Below are 23,041 nucleotides of genomic sequence, written 5' to 3' on the forward strand. Positions count from 1 at the left end.
CAATGACGAAATTAAAGGTTGGAGTTATTGGGGCAGGGTCGATATCGGGCTCGCATTTGCATGGTTATTCGGTGCATCCAGAGGTGGAGCTTGCGGCAATCGCGGATTTGAACGGGGAACGAGCGCGGGAGAAGGCTGAAGCTTACGGCATCCCTCATGTTTACGATAACTATAAAGATTTGCTGGCCAATCCGGAGATTGATGCGGTAAGCATCTGTACCTGGAATAACAGCCATGCCGAGATTGCGGTGGCCGCGCTGGATGCCGGCAAGCATGTGCTATGCGAAAAGCCGCTTGCCAAGACGGTTGAACAGGCGCTTGCCGTACAGGAGGCTGTAAGGCGTTCCGGCAAGCAGCTGCTTGTAGGCTTCGTCCGCAGATATGCCGACCAGGCGCAGCTTGTGAAGCAGTATGCGGAGAGCGGGCAGCTTGGAGACATTTACTATGCCAAAGCATCGGCAATCCGGCGGTTAGGCAACCCGGGCGGCTGGTTTGCGGATTCCGAACGCTCGGGCGGAGGCCCTCTGATTGATGTCGGCGTACATATGATTGATTTGTGCTGGTATCTGATGGGCAAGCCCAGGCCGGTTTCGGTCAGCGGCAATACGTACCGGAAGCTGGGCAACCGGTCGCATATTGAAGGCTTAAGCTTCTATAAGGCGGCGGACTACGACGCTTCGCTTAACGATGTTGAGGATATGGCCAATGCGCTCATCCGCTTCGAGAACGGCGCTTCGCTGTACGTCGATATCAGCTACACGCTGCATGCCGCGCAGAACGAAATGAGCAGCAAAATCTACGGCACCAAAGGCGGAGCCGAGATTGATCCGAAGCTCGTGATCGTAACCGAGCAGTTCAACAAAATCGTGAACATCGAGCCGCAGCTGGATCATCTCTCGTTCCAGTTCCAGGAGAGCTTCGACCTGGAAGTCGCTCATTTCGTGGACTGCTGCTTCGGCAAGGCCGAGCCGATCAGCCCGGTAGAGGATGGCGTAGAGCTGATGCGGATGCTTCAGGCGGTTTATGAATCGGCGGCTCTTGGGACGGAAGTAGTCTTGAATACGGAGGCTGCGGCTTCAACTGCCGCTGCAGCGAAGGAAGGGGTCTAATTCATGACGGAACTGGCAAGCATAGAGGTTAACAATCCGATTGGCGTTATTGTCGAGAGCTTTGGGATTGGCTTAAACGAAGGGTTGAAAAAAGCGGTTGAGGTTGGAGCGGAAGGCGTACAGATTTACGCGGTAAGCGGCGAGACCGATCCTGCCAATCTGTCCACGTCGGCTCGTCGCGAGCTGAAAGACCGCATTGCGTCGCTTGGCCTTACGATTTCGGCTTTATGCGGAGATCTTGGGGGACATGGCTTCCAGGATGCCGAGGCTAATCCGGCCAAAATCGATAAGTCCAAGCGGATTCTCGAGCTGGCGCTTGATTTGGGAACCAATATCGTAACGACGCATATCGGGATCGTGCCGGAAGATACGAATTCGCCGATCTACGCTGCGATGCAGTCTTCCTGCGAAGAATTAAGCAGCTACGCAAGCAGCATGGGGGCTTATTTTGCGATAGAGACGGGTCCTGAGCCTGCTGCGCGATTGAAGTCTTTCCTGGATTCGCTTACGACAAACGGCGTATCGGTTAACTTCGACCCGGCCAATATGGTTATGGTGACTGGCGATGATCCGGTTCAGGGCGTCTATCTGCTGAAGGATTATATCGTGCATACGCATGCGAAGGACGGAATTAAGCTGGCGGCCGAGATTGATCCGCGTGTCGTGTACGGATACCTGGGCTTTGCGGGGATGAGTCATGACATGATCGCCGATATGGCGAGCGACGGACCTTTATTCCGCGAGGTTCCGCTTGGGGAAGGCAGCGTTCCGTTTGACCGTTATTTGAAGGCGCTGCAGGATATTGGGTATAACGGCTATTTGACGATTGAACGGGAAGTCGGGAATCGTCCGGAAGAGGATATCCGCAAGGCAGTGGAGTTCCTTCGAGCATTCCGGTAAGGGATTTAGCGCTAGTCTGCCCTTATGCAGGAGGCGAATGCTTCCAAATGACAGATTCCGGTGTAAACCGTTGCAAAATGTTAATATTTAGACTGTATATGCTCCCGTATTGTCCGTTAAGATAGTAGTAATAGGCGAGAAGGGGGTAGTTGCAGATGAATGTTCCGGTTGGAGTTTGGATTTTTGCTGCCATCATCGTTGTGTTGCTCACCTGGATGACCCTTTGGGTCACGAAGAAAGCATATTCGAAAAAATGGGACGATTCCGACGTGTAGTCGGATCGTAAGGAAATAGATAAGAGCTGCCCGACGCGGGCAGCTCTTTTTCGTTCTGCTTCCGCTCGCGCGGAAGCTAGAGAAGAACGAGTGCTTAACGATGCGGGACATCGCTAAGGTGCGCGGAAACGTGTGGAGGCTGGCGAAAAGTAGCTAAATGGTTGAGCTTAACGATGCACGGCATCGTTAAGGAGGCGGAAATTAGAAGTGGGCAAGGGCTTAAAGATGCGGGACATCGCTAAGGTGGGCGGAAACGTGTGGAGGCTGGCGAAAGTAGCTAAATGGATGAGCTTAACGATGCACGGCATCGTTAAGGGGGCGGAAATTAGAAGTGGGCGAGTGCTTAACGATGCGGGACATCGCTAAGGTGGGCGGAAACGTGTGGAGGTAGGCGAAAAGTAGCTGGATGGTTGAGCTTAACGATGCACGGTATCGTTAAGGAGGGCGGGAGTCTGCAACAAACTGCTAAAATGCATGTAAAATTACTTCAGAGTTGGCTGGAAGGTAATATAGATGCAAAAGTACATGTTATTCGAGCAGTTGAGTCTATTTTGAGTTATATTTGGTCCAATGACCTGTAGTTTAGCAACAGGATGCTTGAACTAGACTGCCGGCTGCCGGACGACCTGTATTTTTACATTACAATCAACTAACTAAAGCTATAAAAAGGGAGTCCCCATCACCATAACGGTTGATTGGGACTCCCTCAAGTTTAACCCGGGAATTCGAGAAGAGCCGGGTCGATTGCGGGAACGAGACCTTCGTCGGCTGCGCGGTTAAGCAGGGTTGAGATCGCGGCATAACCGCTGCTGCCCAGATTGCCCGTGAAGTCGTTCACGTACAAGTTGATATGCTGCTGGGCAACGGAAGGATCCATCTCCTGCGCATGCTGCATAACGTAGTCCTTCGATGCTTCAGGATGCTTCCAGGCATACTCGACGGATTGCTCGATCCAGCTGGAAAGAGCGCGCAGGTCGAGCGAGCGGCGGGCGATAATGGCGCCAAGCGGAATCGGCAGGCCGGTATCGGATTCCCACCAGCTGCCGAGGTCAACCAGCATGGAGAGGTCGTAATTCTGGTAAGTGAAGCGGGCTTCGTGAATCACAAGGCCGGCGTCGATCTTGCCATCGCGTACGGCCGGCATGATCTCGTGGAACGGCATCACGATAATTTCGCCTACGCCGCCGGGAACATTTTGCGCTGCCCATAGACGGAACAGCAGATAGGCAGTCGAGCGTTCGCTAGGTACGGCCACTCTTTTGCCGCTGAGGTAAGACGCGTCCTCCAGCTTGTCTTTAGTGAGAACAAGCGGACCGCAGCCTCGGCCAAGAGCGCCGCCGCATGGCAGAAGCGCGTAGTCTTTTAATACCCAAGGCAGAGCAGCATAGGAAATCTTGAGCACATCAAGATCGCTGTCGCCGCTTGCCGCCAAATTGTTCGTAATGTCGATATCGGCGTACATCACATCAAATTCCGGAGCACCCGGAACCAAACCATGCGTCAGGGCATGGAATACAAACGTGTCGTTCGGACACGGGGAAAAAGCGATTTTCATACGATAACCTCCCGTAATACGGAGCTTGCAGCTTCAAGAGACTGCAGAGCGTCCTTAATCCGCCAAGCGCTGCGGTCACGCGGGCCAACCGGATTCGAAATCGCGCGCAGCTCCAGCACGGGCAGACCTGCGCGGCGGGCAGCAGCAGCAACGCCAAAGCCCTCCATCGCTTCCGCGGCAGCGCCGGGAATCCGCTCGGCCAGCTCGGCAGCCGTCTCGGCGGAGCCAGTAACCGTCGATAAGGTAAGGACGGGTCCAAGCGCGGTCTGAAGTCCGGCAGCCTGAAGCGCCGAAGTCAGACGCTCGGCGAGCTCGCCATCCACCTCGATATGAGCGGAACCGAACCCAAGCTTGTCCACGCTATGGAAGCCTTCCGGCGTCTCGGCGCCAAGATCGGCGGCAATGATTGCGCTGGAGACAACCAGCGTGCCCACCTCGGCACGTTCCTTAAATCCTCCCGCGATACCTGCGGAAATAACAAGGCGATAGGCATTGCGACCAGCCAAAGCAAGGTGCGTTGCCGTACTGACGGCGGCTTCCATCGGACCAACGCCGGCTTCCATTACCTCGAAGCGTTCGTCGCCGTTAAGGCCGCGCAGGACAGCATCCCGTTCAACCGCAACGGCGGTCATAACGAGTATTTTTCCATTTTCGCTCATGCTGCAAACTCCTTTAATATTTCAGTACTAAAGTATTATAACGTTAAATAAAGGCGCCTGTCATTTTTTCCGGACTTCGAAAAACTCGCATTCCGCCCTTGTATAGTAGACGAGGTCGCTCACGCTGGACTGAATGACAACTTTACTGTCGTCGAAACGAATGACCGTACCGCCGTTGTTCACGATAAAGTCATCCTTGAATACGCGTACCGGATATTTGCGCTGCACCGCTTCTTCAAAATCCGGATCGGTCATCAATTTACGGTTGATCGCCACTTTTTGCTTTCGCTCCTTTCGTAAATAAGGGATTCGCTAAAAACAGTGTAGGCTTATTTCGGGCTGTTGTCCATGCGGAGCGAAAGGCTTGGTTTATGCCGGATGAGAGGGTACAATATAAGGAACATTCTATAAAAGCAGGAGGATATTATTCATGACCTTACATAATGACAAATTAACGGTATTTATCGGCTCTTACGCGGAAGCGGACAACAGCGGCGTGTACCGTTACGAATTCGATACGGCAGAAGGGACGCTGACCCTTAAAGAGCAGGCATCGGGATTAAAAAACCCAACCTTCCTTAACGTTGATGCGGCGAACAACAGACTGTATGCCATTGCCGAAGGCGCGGATGCGGAAGGGGCGAAGGTTGGCGATGCGGTTGCTTTTTCGATTGAAGACAGCAACCTTGAGCAATTGAACCGCAAGCTTGCCATTACGGCGCCGTCTTGCCATATTCAGCGCGATGCTGATAGCGAATTTGTACTGCTGTGCAGCTACCATGGCGGCCGGATCAGCCTTGTGTCGCTCACGGATAACGGGGAAATCGGAGAGATTCTCGATATTCAGCAGCATGATGGAAGCGGTCCTCATCCGAACCAGAAAACGCCGCATCCGCACAGCACGAACTTCAGCCCGGACGGCAAATATATTTTTGTACCGGATCTTGGGATCGACCGGATCGTTGCTTATACGTTGGATAAAGAAAACCGCAAGCTGGTCCGCCACGGCGAGACCGTGGTGCAGCCTGGCGCGGGTCCGCGCCATATGACATTCCATCCGAATGGTCAGTTTGCTTTTGTGATTAACGAGCTGGATTCGACGATTATTTCCTTCCGTTACGATGCGGAAAAAGGTGCGCTCGAGGCCGTGCAGACGGTGCCGACTCTGCCGGAAGGCTTCGCTGAAGCTAATGGCACCGCGGAAATCGCGATCTCCGAGGACGGACGTTTCCTCTATGGCTCGAACCGCGGTCATGACAGCCTTGCCGTATTTGCGGTGGACGCGGAGAGCGGCCAGCTGACGCTGGTTGGGCATGTGTCGACGGAAGGAAAACATCCGCGGCATTTTGCGTTGGTACCGGGCGGTCAATTCGCGATCACGGCCAACAAGGATACCAATAACGTAGCGGTATTCCGCATTAGCGAGTCGGGTATGCCGGTGTATACGGGCTATTCAATCGAAATCTCCCAGCCGGTATGCGTCATTCCGGTTCAGCTGTAGTCGTAAAAAGCGGCAGGGAGAGTGTACGTGAAGCGGAATTCGAGGAATTGCGACGGTGCACGCAGGGTGAAAAAATGAGCGTAAGAATGCCGGGGGAGAGTGAATGATGCAGATTCCAGAACATTTGTGTCAGACGATCAGATCGGTTCACGGCGAAAAAGGCGAGCAGTGGCTGGCGGGCTTCGATAAGCTATTGCTGGACTGCGAGGAAAAATGGGGGATGACGGTGGAACTGCCGTCTCCTTTTGTTTTGTCGTATAACTTTGTTGCCCCGGCCGTGCTGCAGGACGGAACGCCCGCCGTGCTGAAGCTTGGCGTGCCAAGCCGGGAATTCCGCACGGAGCTGGCGGCGTTGCGGCTTTATGACAGCCGCGGCGCGGTGCGCGTGCTTGCCGCGGACGAGGAGCGGGGCGCGCTATTGATTGAGCGCGTCCAGCCGGGGGTGATGCTGTCGTCGTCGGGGTTGAGCGACGACGATGCCGTGCTGGCAGCCGCCGAGGTGATGCGGCGGCTGGCGGTTCCCGCGCCGGACGGGGGAGAATTCCCGTCCGTAGCGGACTGGGCCGCGGGCCTCGCCCGGCTGCGCCAGCGGCATGGCGGCGGCACGGGGCCGCTGCCGGAGCGCGTGGTTTGCCGCGCGGAGGAGGTTTTTCGCCGCCTGCTCGAAGAGGGCGGCGGCGGGTTGTTCTTGCTCCATGGTGACTTGCACCATGGGAATATTTTGTCTTCGGGTCATGGCGGGCCGGGATGGCTGGCCATTGACCCGAAGGGTGTGGTTGGGGAAGCGGAATACGGAACGATTCCGCTGCTCTTGAACCAGCTGCCGCCGAAGGGGCAGCGGGAAGTGATCCGGCGCCGCGTGGAGCTGTTATGCGGCGCCCTTGGTTTGGACCACGCCAGGTTACTGGCGTGGGGGTTCGCTCATGCGGTGCTGTCCACCGCATGGTGCGACGAAGACGGCGTCGGCGATATCCCCGCCGCGCTGGAGCGAGCAGCTTGGTTCGAGGAGCTGCTCGACGAACTGAATCAAGGACAATAAGAGGAAATAACCGTTCTACGGTGGATCGGACGCTCGATTGTGGGGCAAAAGCAGCTCAATAAGACGGAAAAACCATCTTGCAGCAGGGGGAGCGCGCGAACACGAGAGTGAAGTGGCTGAATAAGAGGAAAAAACCGTGCTACGGTGGATCGGACGCTCGATTGTGGGGCAGAAGCAGCCCAATAAGACGGAAAAACCGTCTTACAGCAGGGAGAGCGCGCAAACACGAGAGTGAAGTGGCTGAATAAGAGGAAAAAACCGTGCTACGGTGGAGCAGACGCTTGATTGTGGGGCAAAAGCCCGAACGCGGGCAACTCTAGCCCCATAGTAGGCAAGAAGCCTGCTGCAGCAGCCCGTACGCCCGCGCGCTGAGCAAACTAGCCCAACAGCAGGCAAAAAGCCTGCTGCAGAAGTCCGTACGCCTGCACGCTGTGGAAACTAGCCAAATAGCAGGCAAATTCCCTGCTATAGCGCCCGACGCCGAGGCCAGCATACTGTTCACTTACCGAAAAAAGCCGACATCCGTCGGCTTTTTCCATGTCAAAGAAATTTTCCTGGATGGAGCCTATTGACATTTCCAATCGTATACAGTAATTTATTGATAAATAAATAAACGAGGTTGCCTATGACGCCAAGAGAAAAAGACTTCAACGCTGTAACGAATCGGAAAGAGCAGATATTAGATGCAGCTGCCTCGCTATTTGCGAATAACGGGTATTACAAAACAACAACCGCTATGGTTGCTGCAGAGGTTGGGGTCACCCAGCCCTACGTGTTTCACTTTTTCAAAACGAAGGAAATCTTATACCTCGCTGTCCTCGAGAGAGCGCAGAAGCGTTTGATCCATGCCTTCTCCCAGGTAGAATCCCCGGCGGAAATGCTCCACCACCATATGGGGGAAGCTTTCAATGAGCTGATGGTCACCCACCGGGATGAGACGCTGCTCTGCATGCAGTCTTATACGACACCGGAGCCGAACGTCCGCGCGATCGTGAAACAGAGATTTGCCGAGGTGCACCAATTGATTAAAGAACGGTTCGAGCGGGCAGGAATTCCGAATCCAAGCCAGCAAGCCTCAACCTTTATCGCCTGCGGGATGGTCATTACAATGTCCGAGGTTCTCGAGCTTCCCATACTTGGCGATTTGGGACAACTGGACCACACCGACTAACCTTCCAACCCCAGCCGCTCCGGCTGCCAGATAAAATCCGTTTGCTTCACAGCGGATTTTTTTAAAGGCTATTCATTTATTGATTAATAAATAAAATAAAATAAAAGGAGGACCAAGCATGCATCTGATCCGCCATCCCATCTAAATCTATATTTTTTTATGCTTGTATTTATTAATCAATAAATAAAAAACCAAAAAAAGGAGAGATTTAAACATGGTTTCTACCGCTTCCCGTGGTCGGCTGCTTGTTGTTACCTGTATCGCCTTGTTTATGGCTATGCTCGACAATCTGGTTATCGGAGTGGCGCTGCCATCCATCCAGGAGGAATTTCACGCCAGCATGTCCGATCTGCAATGGTTCCTCAATGCGTATACGTTAGCTTTTGCGGTGCTGCTTATTCCGTTTAGCGCGATTGGCGACCGTTTCGGCCGCAAAAAAATATTCCTGCTCGGCATCGTGTTATTCACGCTTGGCTCGCTTGCTTCAGCCCTCAGTACCAGCTCCATCGAGCTGTCGCTGTCGAGGGCGCTGCAGGGGATAGGCAGCGCGGCGATCATTCCGCTCAGCTTAACGCTTGTGAATGCGGCCTTCCCTCCTGAAAAACGCGCCGCGGCTATCGGCCTATGGTCCGGCATTTCCGGATTAGGACTATCGATTGGACCGTTGGTCGGCGGAATTATTATTAATGGCGCGCCTTGGGAAATGGTCTTCTGGATTAACGTACCGGTTGGCATTATTGCCGTTATCCTCGGCGCGTTATGGCTGACGGAATCGAAGGGTGAACGCAAGCCTCTGGACCTTCCGGGGATCGTGCTTCTTGGATTATCCTTGTTCGGCATCGTGTTTGGTTTAATGCGCGGCAACTCGGAAGGCTGGGATGCCTTTTGCGTATGGGGGGCTATTGCAGGCGGCGTAGTCCTGCTGCTCGGTTTCTACTTCTGGGAGCGCAGCCGGAAGCAGCCGTTTGTTCAATTCGATTATTTCAAAAGCCGGACTTACAGCGCTTATCTATCTGCGGGCTTTTGGATGAATGCCGGAATCTTTGGCGCGATCTTCCTGCTGACGTTATTCCTGCAGCAAGCTCAAGGCTATTCGGCTCTAGGAGCGGGCGTTAGAGAAATGGTCTGGACCGTCTGCACGATGATCTGCGCACCGCTCGCCGGGCTGCTCGTTGGCAAATACGGCTCGAAAAAGATTCTTCTCTTTGGGCTGTTCCTCCAGACGGCCGCTATGATCTATTTTGCCCTAATGATTATCGGCAAGGGCGCGATCTTCCCGTTCGGCTATATCGTTCCGGCGATGATGGCGGCTGGCGCGGGCATGGGCTTCAGCTTTACGCCGCTGTCCCACGGTATTCTGACGTCCGTTCCCGAGCATGCAGCCGGCGAAGCAAGCGGTTTGAGCAATGCATCCCGCGAGCTGGGGGGCGTGTTTGGCGTAGCGATCAGCGGTCTGATCTTCGAAAGCGGCGGTGCCATCACATCGCCGGAGGCGTTTGGCGATCATCTTGTTCCGGCGTTGTTTGTTCTTGCGGCCATGCTTGCAATCGGCTTCCTGTCGGTTACGTTCCTGGTTCGCCGGGGCAAGCCTGCGACGACTGCCGCAATCGAAACTACAGTTCCAACACCGCGAGTCGAAACAAGCAATTAACAATCCCTTCATCTATTATATAGAAGAAACAAGTCCAGTCCGGTCGTTCGACGATCCGGCTGGGCTTGTTTTTGTATGTCAAAAAAGCCAACGCATGATTTGCTGCCCCTATTGGAAACGGTTACAATTTGTCGCGAAGATGGGTCCTGATGGACTACGGGACCGTGGTTCGGGACTCTTCGGCAGTCGAGTCCATTGTGCATCGTCCTACCGCTGGACTAGCTTATTTTACAATTGGTTTATAGACAAAGGCTTGAATGAGGCGGAAAAGAGGTTATTTTCTATGAAAACGGTCGGAATTAAAGGTCGGTTAGCTGTTTCATACGGGCTAGCCCTTCTTCCGACAACTAAAAAAAAGCACAATCCTGCCATTTCAGGGGCCAATGGACTCTGAATTAACGTCAAACCTAGGCCAACGGGCAGGAAATCGGGAGGGTTAGGGAATATGAGAATCCTCTTATCCTTTTTACCCTACCGGGCAATATCCCGATTATTGGACAGCTGTATGGCGAAAGTCCCTTGCCTATGGTTTTGAATGCGACTTTCTGTAGCAATTACCCTTTCCTTCCATCCCTGCGAAAGCCTGATACTATGCGGCGCAGCGCCATTTTCCCGGACGTCCTGATTCTATGCCTTAGGTTGTGTATGGAATACCTATATAAACATCGTTTTTGCATGTAATAAACATGAAAATTACTGGAAATTTTTATCTCTGAACGATTAATTCTTGATTAGAAATATGAAACGTTAGGAAAATCAGCATGTAATACATAGGCAAAAAATGATAACTGCCTCCTAATTGAAAATATTACCTTCTTCCCTCTATGTTCCCATAACCCTTATGACATAATCAAAGTCGAATGTTGATGGAAAGGGATGGAGGTTATTGTCGTTTTGAGCAGCCAACTGGATTTAAAAGAAATAGTGTGGCTCATTCGGAAAAAGCTTTGGCTGGTCATTCTCGTGACCGTACTTGGTGCGTCTGCGGCGGGAGCCTACAGCGCCTGGGTGATGAAGCCCGTCTATGAAGCCTATACGAAACTGATCGTCAATTCGACAGCGGGTCAGGCGGGATCGTTCAAGCTCGATCTGAATATGATCAACACGAATTTAAGCTTAATCAATACGTACAAGGAAATTATCAAGACCCCGGCCATTATGGACCTGGTGGTAAAGAAGCATCCTGAGCTTGGGCTGACAACGGAGCAGCTGATGCATAATATCCGGTTCAGTTCGGTGAATGGCACGCAAGTGGTCACCATCTCTTATCTGGACACGGATTACAAAAGAGCGGCGCAAGTCGTTAATACCGTCTCTTATGTGTTCCAGCAGCAGATTCCGCTCATTATGAAGGTCGACAACGTGTATATCCTTCATACCGCTGACTCGAACGACCAGCCGGTGAAGGTGAAGCCGGAGACCAAGCTCAACATTGCCATCGGATTTATCGCCGCATTCCTGCTGTCGATCACTCTGGTACTGGCTCTTAATTACTTTGACGATACGTTACGGACGGAAAGCGACGTGGAACGGTATCTTGGCCTTCCTACGCTGGCAGCCATACCGAATATTAAGCAAGGCGATCTGAAGCCGAAGGCATTAGCCATTGGCAAAACCACGATAGGAATGGAGGGGGATAATCGCAATGTCTCGCAGTGATCTTAAGCTACGCCCGATCGTGGCCGAAGCCAACCCAACCTCCCCGATCTCGGAGGCTTACCGTACCTTGCGTACGAACCTGCAATACGCCGAGACGGACCGCCCGCTGCAGCTTCTGATGGTTACCTCGGCGGGTCCTGAAGAGGGCAAGTCGACGACCATTATGAATCTGGCAGTCACTTACGCGCAGATGGAGCGGCGCACCATTCTGGTGGATGCCGATCTCCGGAAGCCAACGTCCCATTACAACTTCGGACTCAGCAACCGCACGGGACTGTCGCATGTGTTATCCGGGCAGGCGGACCTCAAGGAGGTCATCAAGGAAACCCGCATTAAGGGGCTGGATGTCCTGCCTTCCGGGCCGGTACCGCCCAATCCGTCGGAGCTTCTGGGATCTTCCCGAATGGAAGAGCTGCTAGGGAAGCTTCGCGAGCAGTACGATATGGTGCTGATCGACACGCCGCCGGTACTAGCCGTAGCGGATGCGCAGGTTGTCGCCAACAAATGCGACGGCGTCCTGCTGGTCGTCAATGCGCGTACCGGCAAAAAGCAGCATGCCATCAAAGCGAAAAATGCCCTGCAATTCGTACAGGCCAGAATCGTTGGCATCGCGCTTAACCAGACCGCCCATCGCGAAGCGGGACCTTATTACGAATATGTCGATCGGACGTGAGACGAACCAGACTCTAAAGCAGAACCATATATAGATAAACGCAAAGGGAAAGAGGAGGAAAATAATAATGCGGGCTCATTATCGGACAAAAGTTATTGTGGCGGGGGATCTGGCAGCCGTGCTTGCCAGCTTCGCCATCGCGTACGCGCTTGAACCTTCGGCGCCTCAAGGCGGGGCTGCTGCATGGTTGTCTTATGCAGCGTTAGCGGCAGTCGTTGGCTTCTGGCGGCTTCACCGGCTCCGTCTTCACCGCCGGATCTGGCAGTATACCGGCATTTCGGACATGCTTTGCTTGCTGCAGGTTTCCTTGATCTCGGCTGTTGTTCCGTTTGCTGCCTGGTGGGTGATGCAGGGAGAAGCTCATCCGCTGCTTATGCTGCATCACGCGGCAGGCACTTTCCTGCTGCTTACCGCTCCGCGTCTTGCATGGCGTATCTTTTGCGATAAATACAGCGTGAGCAAACCGGCCGGCGGCCGTCGCGCTCTTATTATCGGAGCGGGAAGCTGCGGGACCTTAATCGCGAAAGAAATGATGCAGAACGACGGCGTCAGCGTAACGCCGGTAGGTTTTATCGATGACGACCCGTACAAGCACCAGATGGATATCCTGGGGCTGCGGGTTCTCGGCAACCGCAAGGAGATTGCTTGTGTCGTAGAATCGCATCATATCGACGAAATTATTATCGCGATGCCTTCGGTATCGAAGACTCAAATCTCCGAGCTGGTTAACCTTTGCAAAACAACAAAAGCGAAGCTGAAGATCGTTCCGGATCTTCAGGATATGATTGATAACCGCGGCGCGGCAGGCCGCATGCGCGATGTCAGCGTAGAGGACCTTCTTGGCCGCGACCCGATTCGTACCGATCTCGAGCACATCGCCGGATACGTACAGGATAAAGTGGTTCTCGTAACGGGAGCAGGCGGTTCGATCGGCTCCGAGCTTTGCCGCCAGATCGCGCCATTCAAACCAAGCAAGCTGCTGCTTCTTGGCCACGGCGAGAACAGTATCTACACGATTGAAATGGAAATGCGCAGCTCATTCCCGCAATTGGCTATCGAGACGGTTATCGCCGACGTACAGGACCGCACGCGGATCGACAGCGTGTTCGCCAAATTTAGGCCTCAGGTTGTTTTCCATGCCGCCGCGCATAAGCATGTTCCGCTGATGGAACGCAACCCGGCGGAAGCTATCAAGAACAACGTATTCGGTACGAAAAACGTCGCCGAATGCGCGGACGCGTACGGAGCGGAACGCTTCGTGCTGATCTCGACGGATAAAGCCGTTAACCCGACTAGCGTAATGGGCACAACCAAGCGGATCGCCGAGATGTTTATCCAATCTCTCGACATGCACAGCAATACGAAGTTCGTAGCCGTACGGTTCGGCAACGTGCTTGGCAGCCGCGGCAGCGTTATTCCGCGCTTCAAGGAGCAGATTGTCAAGGGCGGTCCGGTAACGGTTACCCATCCGGAGATGGTGCGTTATTTCATGACGATTCCGGAAGCCGTTCAGCTCGTTATTCAAGCAGGCTCGTTCGCCAAGGGCGGCGAGGTATTTATTCTCGATATGGGCAAGCCGGTCAAAATTTACGATCTGGCCGTCGATCTGATTCGCTTGTCGGGTTACGAGCCGCATGTCGACATCGACATTACGTTCTCCGGCATGCGCGAAGGCGAGAAGCTGTATGAAGAGCTGTTGACGAACGAAGAAGGCCTGTCTTCCACGAAGCATAACCGGATCTTTATCGGCAGACCGGTGCAGCTCAACCGCAAAGAGCTTGATTTCGAGATTCGCAAGATGGAAAAGGTGCTTGGCCAGCATCCGGACGATATCCGCGCGGTTCTGCAGCATCTGGTTCCAACCTACCGCAATGGCGGCGCAACGGCTGCCGGTTAACGCGGTTAACGAATGTTTATCTTTTTGAGGAGTGTGCAGCATGAAACTCGGCGGTAAGGAGGGCAGCGCCTCAAGCGCGGGCGCAGGTGCAGGCTCCATTCGAACGCTTATTACTTCGCGGCTCAGCCGGGGAGGAGGCGCCAGCTTCCTGATCAACTCCGTTGGGATGGGACTGGCGATGCTGCTGCAGATTGCGCTGGCCCGGCTGCTCGGCGTACAGGATTACGGGATATACGCTTTTGTAACTACGGTCGTAACGTTTATGGTTTTCCCGGCGAAGCTTGGCTTTGATACCGCAACGGTTAAGCTCGTCTCCGCCTATCGGGTGAAAGGCAACTGGCCATTGATCAAAGGGCTGCTTCGCCGGAGCAATCAGATCGGCTTTACGCTATCCGTGCTAGCCGCGCTTATCGGCATTGCCGTAGTTGCCTTGATGGACTGGGGCAGGGGCGGACAAGGCGGAAGCGAAGCTCACGCCAAGACGATTGCTTATATCGCCGGCTTTGCCGCGATTCCGCTTCTTACTCTTGCCACCTTGCGCCAAAGCGCGCTGCAGGCGATGAAGGACGCGTTATTCGCACAAATGCCGGAAAAGATTATCCGCCCGGTACTGACGATTGGTTTTGTCGCGGCGCTTGGCGCTGCCGGCGTGAAGCTTGGCGCCGCGATGGCGCTGCTCTGCTTCGCGGTCGCAACGGCTGTCACCTACGTGATTGGCGCGATTGTGCTGAAGAAGCGGATTGGCTCGCAGACGGCTGGGGTAGAGCCTAATTACGAGACGCGAGGCTGGCTGCGATTATCATCGTCGTTAATGATTAATGCCGGCATGTATTTGATTCTCGGACAATTAAACGTGTTAATGATGGGCTTTATGCGGGGAGAGACCGAGTCGGGCCTCTTCTCGGCAGCGGTCCGGCTGGCCGTCCTGGTGTCATTTATGCTGACCGCCGTGAATATGACGGCATCGCCGCTTGTATCCGAAAAGTATGCAAAAGGCGACATTGCCGGACTCCAGCGGGTATGCATCCGGACGGGACGGATCGGATTTGCTTTCGCGGCGGTTGTTTTTGCCTACTTCGTCGTGCTTGGCCATTGGACGCTTGGACTGTTTGGTCCGGAGTTCACGAAGGCTTATCCGTCGCTGCTGATCCTGGCCTTCGGCCAGCTGTTCAGCGCTTATTGCGGGCAGAACGGCACCGTCGCTACGATGACCGGACGCCAGAACGCGCTCACCAAAGTGCTGATCGCAGCCGCGTTCGTGAATGCGGCGCTTAACGCGCTGCTGATCCCAACAATGGGTATGCTTGGCGGAGCTCTTGCCTCTACGCTGTCGATTATCGTCTGGAACTCGGCAGCCGTGCTGCTCGTTAGACGCAAACCGGGCGTGCAGACGCTGGCTTGGGCGCCAAGCTTGTCATTCGCAAGAAAGAGGGGGAATTACTCGTGAAGAAAGTATTGTTGGCGGGGGTTCCGAAATCGCCGAATTTGGGCGATGGCCTCATCGCTTATACGTTAAACCGGATTATCTCCATGCGGGGCAAACATCAGGTTATTCACTTCGACCTGCTTGACGGCCGCTGCGATCAATCGATGCCGATCTACTCGGCGCGGGGCGGTCTGCATTATGCATTAGCGGGCCCGCCGGCATCGGCGGCCGCGCAATATGCTTCGGCACCCGCCGTGAAGCTGAACAGCGCAGGCTCGGGCAAGAAGATGACGCCGGATGCGCTCCGGCGCCTGAAGGCTTATTGGATTCATCGCGGCAAGAACGAGAAGCTGAACCGCGAGCTGCAGCAGGCAGTGGAGGAATCGGAAGCGGTATTTATCGGGGGCGGGCATCTGCTCATCGATACGTACTGGACGTTCCCGCTGGCTGTCCGCCGAGTGGCGGATGAGGCCAAGCGCCAAGGCAAGCCGCTTCATATTTTGCTGGTTGGCGCTCGCGGGCCTTGGAGCACGCAGGCGAGGCGCTGGCTGCTCGGAGCTTGCCGGTATGCCACGTCGATCGCGGTGCGGGACGAAGATTCGCGGCGTTTCCTGCTTGACCTTGATCCGAAGCTTGCGGTCAAGACGGTTACGTTAGCCGACCCGGCGTTGTTCACGCCGGAGGCTTTTGGCCTGACGGAGGCAGCGGCGGGACAGGAGAAGTCGGGGAGACGAAAAATTGGCCTTGGCGTGATGGACCCGCATGAGATGAACCGTCACTGCGAGCTCCGCTGGGAGCGCGAGGCTTGCGCGGATTGGTGGCTGCAGGCGGCGAAGGTCGCGATTGGAGCCGGCCACAACGTAAGCTTCTTCACCAACGGCGCGGCATCGGATAACGCGTTTGTCGAGGAGTTCGTGAAGCCGCGGCTGTCGGGTCTGAAGGGTGTCGAGTTCACTCCTTATCCGACAACGGTCGAACAGCTGGTGGGCACGATTGCCGCCTGCGATACCGTTATTGCGCAGCGGCTTCATGCCTGCATTCCATCGCTTGCGATGGGCAAGCCGACATACGGTCTGATCTGGGACCGGAAGCTTGAGAATATTTTCGCCGATCTCGGCATGAAGAGCCAGCTGATCGACTTCCGCGAGAGCAGGCAGCAGCTTGCCGCTGCGGTAGACGGCCGGATGGCGGACTCGGGACCGGCCATTGACGCCAAGAAGCTGCAGCTCTATGAACATATCGGGAGAATACTGCCATGAGCCATACCAAAATCAAAGTGCTGCATGTCGTTGGACGCATGCATCCCGGCGGCATCGAGACGCTGCTGATGAATGTATATCGGAACATTGACCGGGACAAATACGAATTTCATTTTGCCGTGCAATCGCCGGAGCCGTCTTTCTACGACGACGAAATCCGGGCGCTGGGAGGAACGATCTTCGTTCAGCCGCCGCCGAAGGACGGAATACGCTCCTTCCGCAAGCAGCTGACGGCTAACATGAACAAATACGGTCCTTACGCCGCGGTACACAGTCATGTATTCGGCTTCAGCGGGTACGTGCTTAAGCTGGCGGACAAGCTGGGCGTGCCGGTGCGGATCAGTCACAGTCACAACACGAGCGACAGCAAGTCGACATCGCTGGTTCGCAATCTGTACCGTTCGTATATGCGCAGCTTGATCAGCCGTCACTCGACCAATATGCTGGGCTGCTCGCGGGCGGCATGCGAGTCTCTCTTCGGAGACGGCTGCTGGAAGGACGGACGCGTAGACGTGTTCCCTAACGCTATTACGCTCGCTCCTTACGAGTCGCTTGTACGGGAGAACCGCGAGGAGCTTCGCCGTCGTTTCGGCGCCGCAGAGGATGAGCTGCTTATCGGCCATATCGGCCGGTTCAGCAAGCAGAAGAATCACGCGCTGCTGCTGGACAGCTTCGCAAGCCTGGTCAAGCAGCGTCCGAAGTCCCGTCTTCTGCTCTGCGGCGACGGGCCGCTGCGGCCGGAGATGGAAGAGAAGGCGCGTGAGCTTGGGATTGAAGGCAAGGTCAATTTCCTTGGCCTCCGCAAGGATGTGCCGGAGCTGCTTGGCTCGCTGGACGCCTTTGTCTTGCCGTCGCTCTATGAGGGACTTGGCATCGTGCTCATTGAAGCGCAGGCTGCAGGCGTGCCGTGCCTGATTTCCGAGACGGTACCGCGGGAAGCGGATCTGCGAATCGGCTTAATCGAGCGTCTTGCGCTGAATGACTCTCCGGAGCGCTGGGCGGAAGCGATGGCCAGCATCGGCGAGCGAAGAGCCCGAGGCGGCGGGGAATGGCAGGAAAGAGCGGCAGCGCTGGGCGAGCGCGGCTACGATATCCGCGTAAGCGCGGAAAAGCTGGAGCGTCTGTATGCAGGCTGACCGTTTAGTCGATACGCGGAAAATCATGCTGGTCGGATATTCCGTCCTGCTGATTCTGACGGCAAAGTGGGCTTTTGCCGCGGATGAAAGGCTCTCGCTTATTCTTTACAGCGGACTGCTGCTGCCGTTCTTCGTGCTCATGCGCTGGCCGAATGCGCCGGTGCTGCTGATGGCGAGCTTTACGGTTACGCTGGCGGGTAAAGCCATCTATGCGGCAACCGTCAATCCGCTGGCCGGGCCGGACGAGATCCATTACTACGAGCAGGTGACAACCTTCGAGAAGCTGTCGCAATTTATGCCGTATGCCATGGAGCAGATTCAGACCAGCTGGATGAACATTTCCGCTTACCCGGTATTTGGCCTGCTGTATATGCCGTTCTTCAAATGGCTGGAGCTGGACGATCCGCTGGCGATTATTTTGTTCAACACGGTGTTGCTCATTCTGATCGTCAACAGCACGTACAAGCTGAACGCAGGCCGCTTCGGGTACGAGCTTCCGGATCCGGAGAACTCTAAGCAGTCTTTTGTCATCGTCTCGGTGGTTGGATTAATGCTTAGTCCGTCGCTGATGTACATGTCCTCTTTGTTCGCAAAAGACATTACATGCGTATGGCTGGGACTGCTTGGAGCGCAGCTGCTCGTTCGCAAGAGATGGCTTCTGTTCATCCTTGTCATCGTGTACGCGACGGGGCTGAGGGATTACGCGATTATCTATACGCTCAGCTTTTACTTCCTGTACACCCAGAAGGTCCGCACCTCTCTGTGCGTCATGGCTGGGGCGGCTGGACTTTTGTTCCTGCAGATTGGGCCGCTTGGCATCATCAACGCGACGATGCTGTCGATCTTCCTGTTCCTTAGTCCGAATCCGATCAACTTCAGCAACTGGGAGCCGGAGCTGCTGCTTCGCACGCTGGAAGCGGTGTTTATGGGCATTATCCTGATGATCTCGGTCTATCAGGCGATCGTCTACAAGGAGACGAGAAAGTTTTATCTGATGGCAGCCGCGCTGATCTTCACCTACGCCTGCACGCTGGTGCTGGTCGGTTATGTCACGATTACGGGACGGGAACTGGACTATGGCGTCGGGACGATCGGGGACAACATGGTGCGCAAGAAGCTGCCGGTACTGCCGATTCTTTATACGATTGCAGCCTACGCCATTATGTGGTGCCGCAAAATCTTTATTCTGAAACATCGGAAAATTCAGTCTTTGAAGGCTGAACAAGACCGCGAGTTGAAGCAGCAAGAGGCTGCTCGCGTGCCGGCTGGAGGTGCGGCAGTACCTGCTTGGCATGAAAGACTCGCCGGCGGAAAGGAGGCGCAAGGACATGGCGGAACAAGAACAACGACGTAGGGCAGGTGAATGGACGGGAGATCGATTGGAACGGAGTGCGGCCCATAAGACGAAAAAAAGAGGCCGCGATCAGTTCGGCCGGTTCCGCGGTTTGCTGCGAATAGCGGAAGCTGCGCTGAAGCCGGTGCCAAGGCCGCTGCTGCAGTGGATGTGGGTGCTGAGCGACTGGCTGCCGGATTTGCCGGGCGTCGCCATGCGGTACGTCCTGCTGAGAAGAATGGCGAAGCGCTGCGGCGACAATGTGTTGATCGGCCGATCGGTCGAGCTCCGTTATCCGGAGCGGCTCATTATCGGCTCGAATGTAAGCATCCATAAGCAATGCTATATCGATGCATACGGAGGGCTGATCATAGAGGACGAAGTGTCGATCGCGCACCAGTCTTCGGTTGTCTCGTTCCAGCATACCTGGAACGATCCGTCGCTTCCGATCCGCGACAACCCGGTCATGGGCTCGGCTATTCGGATCGGCCGCGACGTGTGGATCGGCTGCGGCGTGCGTATCCTGGCTGGCGTCGAGATCGGCGCCCGCGCGGTTGTAGCCGCCGGCGCCGTAGTGAACAAGCCGGTTGCGGCCGGCACGCTCGCTGCCGGCGTTCCGGCACGCGCCGTGAAGAGCATCGGCGTGGGAACGCCTTCCGCGCCGGAAGGCGCGTAGCAGCGGCTTAAATGCGGCGGAAAGGCGGCAGCCACGGGGCATTTAAGGTCCTTAAGGGACATTAAGCTGCGAGAGTAGCAGCTGGTTAGGGTCGTTAAGGTCCCTGAGGGACCTTAGGGTGTGGGAGAAGGCGCAAAAGTCGGCGGAAAGCGGCAGTTAGAGGATAGTTAAGGTCCTTAAGGGACCTTAAGCTGCGAAAGTAGCAGCTGGATAGGGTCATTAAGGTCCCTGAGGGACCTTATGGTAATGTTGGACGCGCCTGAGGCGGGAATAACCGCCACCGGGCGAGCAAATAAGGCCCTGCGAGGGCGTTAAACGCCCGCACCAGGGCAAGAGCAGGGCTGATAAGACCCCGACAGGGTCTTATCGTGGCCCGCAAGCCGCCCGGCGGGGCGATTACCGCCACCGGGCGAGCGAATAAGGCCCTGCGAGGGCGTTAAACGCCCGCACCAGGGCAAGAGCAGGGCTGATAAGACCCCGACAGGGTCTTATCTCGGCCCGCAAGCCGCCCGGCGGGGCGATTACCGCCACCGGGCGAGCGAATAAGGCCCTGCGAGGGCGTTAAACGCCCGCACCAGGGCAAGAGCAGGGCTGATAAGACCCCGACAGGGTCTTATCGCGGCCAGCAAGCCGCCCGGCGGGGCGATTACCGCCGCAGCCGGGCAATAGAAATAGAAGGAGGGAAAGAACATGAAGGTGCTGTGGGCACATGACCATACGTTCTATTTTAACGAATCGGGGAAATTTTTCTCTGGCGGCAAGCTGCCTTATGCGGTGTGGGAACGGTATTTAGGCGTATTCGACCAGATTACGGTTGCAGCCCGGGGCAAGAAAGCATCCTCGGATGAAGATATGGCGGGCAAAACGCTGTCGAGCGGACCTAATGTGGATTTCCTTGTGCTTCCGTCACTGAGCAATCCGGTCAATAAAATGACGAAGCGGGGCTACATCGAGCAGCTGCTGCAGGAGGCAATCGGCAAGGCAGATGCCGTTATCGCTCGCGTGCCAAGCGAAATCGGAGCCGAAGCGATCCGGGTTGCGCGCCAAATGGGCAAGCCTTATGCGGTTGAAGTCGTAGCCTGCGCTTGGGATGGACTATGGAATTACGGCAATCTGCAGGGTAAGCTGTACGCGCCGTTCTCGCTGAACCAGACAAGGACAATCGTGAAGGATGCGCCTTATGCGCTGTATGTAACGGAGCGGTTCCTGCAGCAGCGTTATCCGAATGTCGGCGGCAAGACGGAATCGTGCTCCAATGTGGAAATTCCGGAGCCGGGCGACGAAGTGCTGACTCGCCGGTTGGAGCGCCTGCAGGCGATGAGCCTGGATTCGCCGATGACGATTGGGCTGATCGGCTCGCTGAACGGCCGCACGAAAGGGATCGACATCGCCCTTCGCGCCATTGCCAAAGCGAAGCAGCAGCTGCCTTCGGTCAAGTTCCGCGTGCTTGGCGACGGGGACCCGGCACGCTGGCAGGCCATGGCTGAAAAGCTCGGCATCGGAAGCATGGTCTCCTTCGAAGGCGTGCTGCCAAGCGGCGGGGCCGTATTCGAATGGCTGGACGGTATCGATTTGTATCTGCAGCCAAGCTACCAGGAAGGACTGCCGCGGGCCACGATTGAAGCGATGAGCCGGGGATGCCCGGTGCTTGGCTCTACGGCAGGCGGCATTCCGGAGCTGATCCACGAGAGCTGCCTGCATCGTCCGGGCCAAGTCGGCCCGCTGTCCGAGCAGATCAAACGCGCGACGTTTGACCGTCAATGGCTGAAGGAGCAGGCGGAGCGGAATTTCGGCAAATCGAAGCAATTCACGAAGCAGCGGCTTGATGCGAAGCGACAGGCGTTCTGGCAGTCTTTCGGCGATATGGTGCGGCAAGGGGCTTTGAAGGATTCGGTAGCGGAAGCCGCGGCCGCGGCGGAACAAGTTGTTACGGACACAACGGAGCAAACCGAGACCTATACAAGCAGCGAAACAACAAACACAAGCGCAAACACAAACACAAGCACAAACACAAGCACAAGCGAGAGCAGAGAAAGGGTGGGGGCTATATGACGATTTTGGTGACGGGAGCGGCCGGATTTATCGGCTTCCATTTGAGCGCGAGATTGCTGAAGGAAGGCAAACGCGTCGTAGGGCTGGACAATTTCAACGACTATTACGATGTGCAGCTGAAGCGGGACCGCTGGTCGCAGCTGGTCGCTTCGCCGTCCTTCAAGGGAGCCGAGCAGGATTTGGCGGATTACGAAGGTCTGCTGGCGTTAATCCGGGAGGAAGGCGTTACGACGATCGTCCATTTGGCGGCTCAGGCGGGCGTGCGTTACAGCCTCACGAATCCTTTTGCTTATCTGGAGACGAACCTGCAGGGCTTCGGCCATGTGCTGGAGGCTTCGCGCCAGGCGGGCATCAAGCATCTGGTCTATGCTTCCTCCAGCTCCGTGTACGGAGCCAACGTCAGCATGCCGTTCTCGGTCAGCGACAATGTCGACCACCCGGTCAGCTTGTATGCGGCAACGAAGAAATCCAACGAGCTGATGGCGCATGCCTACAGCCATTTATATAACCTGCCAACGACGGGACTCCGGTTCTTCACCGTATACGGTCCATGGGGCCGCCCGGATATGGCGTACTTCAGCTTTACGCAAAAAATTATGGCCGGGCAGCCGATTCAGGTGTTTAACGAAGGCAAAATGCAGCGCGATTTCACGTATATCGACGACATTGTGGAAGGCATTTACCGTCTGCTCGACCGCGCGCCGCAGCCAAACGCGGAGTGGGATCGCGTCGATCCGGATCCGGGCACGAGCTATGCGCCTTACAAGGTGTACAACATCGGCAACAACAAGCCGGTTGAGCTTATGGCGTTCATCAACACGATTGAGGACAAGCTGGGACGCAAAGCGGTTATGGAGTTCAAGCCGATGCAGCCGGGCGACGTAACCGCAACCTACGCGGACATCGACGGATTGATGGCGGATGTGGATTTCCGTCCGGAGACAACGATTGAGGAAGGCATCGGACGTTTTGCCGAGTGGTACAAGTCGTACTACGGCGCCCAAGCAGATCTGCAGACGGCGGTAAAGGCGGCGGGACAATGAATCGAAAAATAGCCCATATCTGCACCT

20 protein-coding genes are annotated in these 23,041 nt (G+C 55.5%); 17 read left to right on the forward strand and 3 right to left on the reverse strand.

Translation table 11 applies throughout. From position 1 onward, the window contains the following. Positions 1 to 2: 2 nt before the first annotated feature. The 3 genes from ACR9FF_RS02000 (at position 3) to ACR9FF_RS02010 (ending at position 2,650) form a co-directional block, all read left to right on the forward strand. Positions 3 to 1,109: a Gfo/Idh/MocA family protein gene (locus tag ACR9FF_RS02000; protein ID WP_435168573.1), complete on the forward strand. Its 1,107-nt coding sequence runs from the start codon at positions 3 to 5 to the stop codon at positions 1,107 to 1,109. A gap of 3 nt (positions 1,110 to 1,112) precedes the next feature. Next, positions 1,113 to 2,009 carry a sugar phosphate isomerase/epimerase family protein gene (locus ACR9FF_RS02005; protein WP_435168575.1) on the forward strand — a complete coding sequence of 299 codons (897 nt, stop codon included), beginning with the start codon at positions 1,113 to 1,115 and terminating at the stop codon, positions 2,007 to 2,009. 482 nt (positions 2,010 to 2,491) lie between these two features. Next, positions 2,492 to 2,650, forward strand: coding sequence for a hypothetical protein (locus tag ACR9FF_RS02010; protein WP_435168577.1), 159 nt, complete (start codon positions 2,492 to 2,494; stop codon positions 2,648 to 2,650). A 346-nt stretch (positions 2,651 to 2,996) separates the two neighbouring features. Here ACR9FF_RS02010 and ACR9FF_RS02015 read toward each other — a convergent pair whose 3' ends face one another. The 3 genes from ACR9FF_RS02015 to ACR9FF_RS02025 are packed head-to-tail and all read right to left on the reverse strand — an operon-like array spanning position 2,997 to position 4,774. Further along, positions 2,997 to 3,839 carry a 1,4-dihydroxy-6-naphthoate synthase gene (locus ACR9FF_RS02015; protein WP_127499416.1) on the reverse strand — a complete coding sequence of 281 codons (843 nt, stop codon included), beginning with the start codon at positions 3,837 to 3,839 and terminating at the stop codon, positions 2,997 to 2,999. Beyond that, positions 3,836 to 4,498: a futalosine hydrolase gene (locus ACR9FF_RS02020; protein WP_435168580.1), complete on the reverse strand. Its 663-nt coding sequence runs from the start codon at positions 4,496 to 4,498 to the stop codon at positions 3,836 to 3,838. The genes ACR9FF_RS02015 and ACR9FF_RS02020 overlap by 4 nt, the downstream gene beginning before the upstream one ends. Before the next feature lie 60 nt (positions 4,499 to 4,558). After that, a complete protein-coding gene (locus ACR9FF_RS02025) occupies positions 4,559 to 4,774 on the reverse strand; it encodes a hypothetical protein (protein WP_435168583.1) in 216 nt (71 codons plus the stop codon). 154 nt (positions 4,775 to 4,928) lie between these two features. Here ACR9FF_RS02025 and ACR9FF_RS02030 point away from each other — a divergent pair, with 154 nt between their 5' ends. From ACR9FF_RS02030 to ACR9FF_RS02095, 14 genes are all read left to right on the forward strand, one after another. Next, positions 4,929 to 5,999 (forward strand): lactonase family protein, encoded by a 1,071-nt coding sequence (locus ACR9FF_RS02030; protein WP_435168585.1) that lies wholly within the window; start codon positions 4,929 to 4,931, stop codon positions 5,997 to 5,999. A 103-nt stretch (positions 6,000 to 6,102) separates the two neighbouring features. Next, positions 6,103 to 7,038 (forward strand): aminoglycoside phosphotransferase family protein, encoded by a 936-nt coding sequence (locus ACR9FF_RS02035; protein WP_435168587.1) that lies wholly within the window; start codon positions 6,103 to 6,105, stop codon positions 7,036 to 7,038. A 625-nt stretch (positions 7,039 to 7,663) separates the two neighbouring features. Further along, the gene (locus tag ACR9FF_RS02040; protein WP_435168589.1) at positions 7,664 to 8,209 is read left to right on the forward strand and encodes a TetR/AcrR family transcriptional regulator; all 546 of its coding nucleotides are present in this window, start codon (positions 7,664 to 7,666) and stop codon (positions 8,207 to 8,209) included. A 214-nt stretch (positions 8,210 to 8,423) separates the two neighbouring features. Beyond that, on the forward strand, positions 8,424 to 9,860 hold the full coding sequence (locus ACR9FF_RS02045; protein WP_435168591.1) for an MFS transporter: 1,437 nt from the start codon (positions 8,424 to 8,426) through the stop codon (positions 9,858 to 9,860). Between the two features lie 894 nt (positions 9,861 to 10,754). Further along, positions 10,755 to 11,519, forward strand: a complete 765-nt coding sequence (locus tag ACR9FF_RS02050; RefSeq protein ID WP_127499371.1) for a YveK family protein — start codon at positions 10,755 to 10,757, stop codon at positions 11,517 to 11,519. After that, a complete protein-coding gene (locus ACR9FF_RS02055) occupies positions 11,506 to 12,192 on the forward strand; it encodes a CpsD/CapB family tyrosine-protein kinase (protein WP_435168594.1) in 687 nt (228 codons plus the stop codon). The genes ACR9FF_RS02050 and ACR9FF_RS02055 overlap by 14 nt, the downstream gene beginning before the upstream one ends. A 67-nt stretch (positions 12,193 to 12,259) precedes the next feature. After that, positions 12,260 to 14,089: a polysaccharide biosynthesis protein gene (locus ACR9FF_RS02060; protein ID WP_435168596.1), complete on the forward strand. Its 1,830-nt coding sequence runs from the start codon at positions 12,260 to 12,262 to the stop codon at positions 14,087 to 14,089. 40 nt (positions 14,090 to 14,129) lie between these two features. Continuing rightward, positions 14,130 to 15,536, forward strand: a complete 1,407-nt coding sequence (locus ACR9FF_RS02065; protein ID WP_435168598.1) for a flippase — start codon at positions 14,130 to 14,132, stop codon at positions 15,534 to 15,536. Then, positions 15,533 to 16,774: a polysaccharide pyruvyl transferase family protein gene (locus ACR9FF_RS02070; protein WP_435168599.1), complete on the forward strand. Its 1,242-nt coding sequence runs from the start codon at positions 15,533 to 15,535 to the stop codon at positions 16,772 to 16,774. Before ACR9FF_RS02065 ends, ACR9FF_RS02070 begins: the two co-directional genes overlap by 4 nt. Beyond that, positions 16,771 to 17,910, forward strand: a complete 1,140-nt coding sequence (locus ACR9FF_RS02075; RefSeq protein ID WP_127499381.1) for a glycosyltransferase family 1 protein — start codon at positions 16,771 to 16,773, stop codon at positions 17,908 to 17,910. Before ACR9FF_RS02070 ends, ACR9FF_RS02075 begins: the two co-directional genes overlap by 4 nt. Next, complete coding sequence (locus ACR9FF_RS02080; RefSeq protein ID WP_435168602.1) at positions 17,900 to 19,264, forward strand: hypothetical protein; 1,365 nt, start codon at positions 17,900 to 17,902, stop codon at positions 19,262 to 19,264. The genes ACR9FF_RS02075 and ACR9FF_RS02080 overlap by 11 nt, the downstream gene beginning before the upstream one ends. After that, positions 19,239 to 19,919: an acyltransferase gene (locus ACR9FF_RS02085; RefSeq protein ID WP_435168604.1), complete on the forward strand. Its 681-nt coding sequence runs from the start codon at positions 19,239 to 19,241 to the stop codon at positions 19,917 to 19,919. Before ACR9FF_RS02080 ends, ACR9FF_RS02085 begins: the two co-directional genes overlap by 26 nt. Positions 19,920 to 20,609: 690 nt before the next feature. Next, the gene (locus ACR9FF_RS02090) at positions 20,610 to 21,971 is read left to right on the forward strand and encodes a glycosyltransferase family 4 protein (protein ID WP_435168606.1); all 1,362 of its coding nucleotides are present in this window, start codon (positions 20,610 to 20,612) and stop codon (positions 21,969 to 21,971) included. Then, entirely contained in the window at positions 21,968 to 23,014 is a 1,047-nt protein-coding gene (locus ACR9FF_RS02095; protein ID WP_201007455.1) for an NAD-dependent epimerase, read from the forward strand. Before ACR9FF_RS02090 ends, ACR9FF_RS02095 begins: the two co-directional genes overlap by 4 nt. Positions 23,015 to 23,041: the final 27 nt, after the last annotated feature.

It is taken from the genome of Paenibacillus glycanilyticus (genome assembly GCF_051200795.1).
Lineage (GTDB): Bacteria > Bacillota > Bacilli > Paenibacillales > Paenibacillaceae > Pristimantibacillus > Pristimantibacillus glycanilyticus.